This window comes from Pseudomonas sp. HP_14 (assembly GCF_055283875.1).
The window spans coordinates 1-3,132 of sequence record NZ_JBTOQI010000016.1 but is presented as its reverse complement, the minus strand read 5'-3'; the positions used below and the strand labels follow the sequence as shown (position 1 = coordinate 3,132).

Here is a 3,132-nt window from a genome sequence, read left to right as displayed (position 1 = left end):
GGCAGTCATCCGTTGTGAAGGTGGGAGCTATCCGGCTCAACCAGTCCTCTGAAAACGGATGAAACACTTTGAAATTAAGGGCGCGGGTGGGTTGTTTATGTATTTTTGCTTTAGATTTCTGCTTTGAATGCACCGACGCCATCGCGAGCAAGCTCGCTCCTACAGATGACCGCATTCCAACTGTAGGAGCGACCGGAGTAGCGTTCCACCTTGCTCCCGATGGCGATGTAATAGGCAATGCAAAAATCAACTGAATCTCAGGCTATCGGAACGCCACACCCCGCATAAATTTCCCACCCCTCCATTCGTTCCCTCTTCACCACACCTACAAGAGCGACCGCCATGGATTTGCAGAGCGTCCTGTCAAAGCTGTTCGTCAATGCCGGCTCGGTCGGTATCGAAGGCGTTTTCCAGTTCGTGTTCGGTCCGCAACTGGCGTTCTGGTCGGAGGTCAAGGCGCAGAGCCGGACCGAGGCCGGGCGGCACAGCTCCCCCGATGTAACCATTGAGGTCGCGGAAAAAGATTTCATGGGCATCATGGGCGGCATGGCCAACGTCGAAGAACTGTTCGCCAGCGGTCGCTTGAAGATCAACGGCAACATGGGCCTGGCCACGCTGCTGCCACAGATCATCAACAGCGCGCGGCGCGGTACGGGCCAGGCGAAAAAGGTCGACATGAACCAGCGCTACCCGACGCCAGCGCGGGTCAGCGAGCGGGTTTCAGCCAGCCTGCCGGTCCAGCGCACCGTGGAGCGCAGGCCCTATGAAGACGTGTCGGTCAGCGAATTCAAAAGCCGTTATCTGCCAGAGGGCATTCCGCTGATTATCAGCAATGCCTTGCAGGACTGGCCGCTGTTCACCATGGGCCGGGAAGAATCCTTGCGTCATTTCGCAGAACTGCAAGGCATCACTCGCCATGGCGACTACGTGAAGAAGACCTTCTCCACGGATCGCGACTTCCGCTCCACCTCGATGGCCGACTTTATTGCCTCCCTGGAAAAACCGGCGACCAAGAGCGCTGACGGCTCACCGCCCGCCTACATGGGCAACAACATCATGCCCACCCAGTTGATGAAGCTGATTGAGTACCCGCAGTACTTCGAACGCCAGCTTTATATACCGCCCAGAATCTGGATCGGCCCGAAAGGCACGCTTACACCGCTGCATCGGGACGATACCGATAACCTGTTCGCACAAGTCTGGGGGCAGAAGTCTTTTATTCTGGCCGCGCCCCACCACCGCCCGGCATTGGGCACCTGGTCGACAGCGCCGAAAGGAGGACTGGATGGCTGCGACTTCAACCCCGATGCGCCGGACTATCAGCGCTTTCCTACAGCACGAATGGTCACATTCCTGCGGATAACCCTGGAGGCAGGCGATCTGCTGTTTCTGCCGGAAGGCTGGTTTCATCAGGTGGAGTCAGTGTCGACGTCGCTGTCGGTCAACTTCTGGGTCAATTCGGGGCGAGGTTGGTAGGAAGGGTCATTCAATCATCACTCCCTGTAGGAGCCAACTTGTTGGCGAAGCGTCGTGTCAGGCAAATGATTTGCTGAATGTGCTATCCCTTCGCGAACAAGTTCACTCCTACAGATTCAGGGCTGACGCCTGATCAAATCGCAGTAGCACAAAATCCAGACAACAAAAAGCCCGCACTAGGCGGGCTTTCTGTTGCTTCAAGGAGTTCAAGGGCCTTGAAGCGGAATATGGCGCAGCGGACGGGACTCGAACCCGCGACCCCCGGCGTGACAGGCCGGTATTCTAACCGACTGAACTACCGCTGCGCGTAACACTTTGAGCGAGATGGTGGGTGATGACGGGATCGAACCGCCGACCCGCTGCTTGTAAGGCAGCTGCTCTCCCAGCTGAGCTAATCACCCTTCACTCTCGGTGTGGCGCGCATTCTACGGAGCGACCTAACCTCTGGCAAGCACTTTTTTAAATAATTTTTATAATCGTTCCAAAGGCTTAGCACAGGGTTGGCCGCGGGGTAATAGCAGCGAATAATGCCCCCCTTTGTATAGAAGGAGAGATTCACCTCATGTGGTTCAAAAACCTGCTTGTCTACCGCCTGACCCAGGATCTGCCTTTTGACGCCGAAGCACTGGAAACCGCTTTGGCGACCAAACCGGCTCGCGCCTGCGCCAGCCAGGAGTTGACCACTTACGGTTTCGTCGCCCCTTTCGGCAAAGGCGAAGACGCTCCATTGGTGCACGTCAGCGGCGACTTCCTGCTGATCTCGGCCCGAAAAGAAGAACGCATCCTGCCGGGTAGCGTTGTGCGCGACGCATTGAAGGAAAAGGTCGACGAGATCGAAGCCGAGCAAATGCGCAAGGTCTATAAGAAGGAACGCGAGCAGCTCAAGGATGAAATCATCCAGGCGTTCTTGCCGCGTGCCTTTATTCGTCGCTCATCGACCTTCGCCGCCATCGCACCGAAGCAGGGCCTGATTCTGGTGAACTCGGCCAGCCCGAAACGCGCCGAAGACCTGTTGTCGACCCTGCGTGAAGTGATTGGCACATTGCCGGTACGTCCGCTGACTGTGAAGACCGCACCTACCGCTGTAATGACCGACTGGGTCACCACGCAGAAAGCCGCCGATAACTTCTTCGTCCTGGACGAATGCGAACTGCGTGACACCCATGAAGATGGCGGGATCGTGCGTTGCAAACGTCAGGACCTGACCAGCGATGAAATCCAGCTGCACCTGAGCACTGGCAAAGTCGTCACCCAATTGTCCTTGGCGTGGCAGGACAAGCTGTCCTTCGTGCTTGACGACAAGATGACCGTCAAGCGCCTGAAGTTCGAAGATCTGCTGCAGGATCAGGCAGAACAAGACGGTGGCGACGAGGCCCTGGGCCAACTGGACGCCAGCTTCACCCTGATGATGCTGACCTTCGGCGAATTCCTGCCGGAGCTGTTTGAAGCACTGGGCGGCGAAGAGATTCCGCAGGGCATTTAAGCAGCACAAGTAATCCACCTCTTTTCGGAACTTATTGGCTGAATTGAGAGATGCTTTCTGTAGGAGTGGGGGGGGGGGGGGGGGGGGGGGGGGGGGGGGGGGGGGGTGGGGGGGTGGCGTGCGGTCGGGGGGGCGGTGGGTGGCGACCCCGGGCGCGCCGACGGGAAAAAAAC

Annotated in this window: 2 protein-coding genes and 2 tRNA genes; 2 read left to right on the top strand and 2 right to left on the bottom strand. The window is 57.6% G+C overall.

Annotation, left to right across the window (positions count from 1 at the left end):
* Positions 1-342 precede the first annotated feature (342 nt).
* Entirely contained in the window at positions 343-1,476 is a 1,134-nt protein-coding gene (locus ACYASS_RS12900) for a cupin-like domain-containing protein (RefSeq protein ID WP_463586414.1), read from the top strand.
* Positions 1,477-1,704: 228 nt separating this feature from the next.
* Here the strand turns inward: ACYASS_RS12900 and ACYASS_RS12895 are convergent.
* Positions 1,705-1,781: transfer RNA gene (locus tag ACYASS_RS12895), tRNA-Asp, on the bottom strand.
* Positions 1,782-1,801: 20 nt separating this feature from the next.
* A tRNA-Val gene (locus ACYASS_RS12890) sits at positions 1,802-1,877 on the bottom strand.
* Between the two features lie 161 nt (positions 1,878-2,038).
* Here ACYASS_RS12890 and rdgC point away from each other — a divergent pair.
* Positions 2,039-2,959 (top strand): recombination-associated protein RdgC, encoded by a 921-nt coding sequence (gene rdgC, locus ACYASS_RS12885; RefSeq protein ID WP_087265406.1) that lies wholly within the window; start codon positions 2,039-2,041, stop codon positions 2,957-2,959.
* Positions 2,960-3,132 lie beyond the last annotated feature (173 nt).

What these genes read in the sequence shown, in the direction of transcription:
- ACYASS_RS12900 (WP_463586414.1), top strand. Translation starts at nt 343, where the DNA reads ATGGATTTGCAGAGCGTCCTGTCAAAGCTGTTCGTCAATGCCGGCTCG.
- rdgC (WP_087265406.1), top strand. Translation starts at nt 2,039, where the DNA reads ATGTGGTTCAAAAACCTGCTTGTCTACCGCCTGACCCAGGATCTGCCT.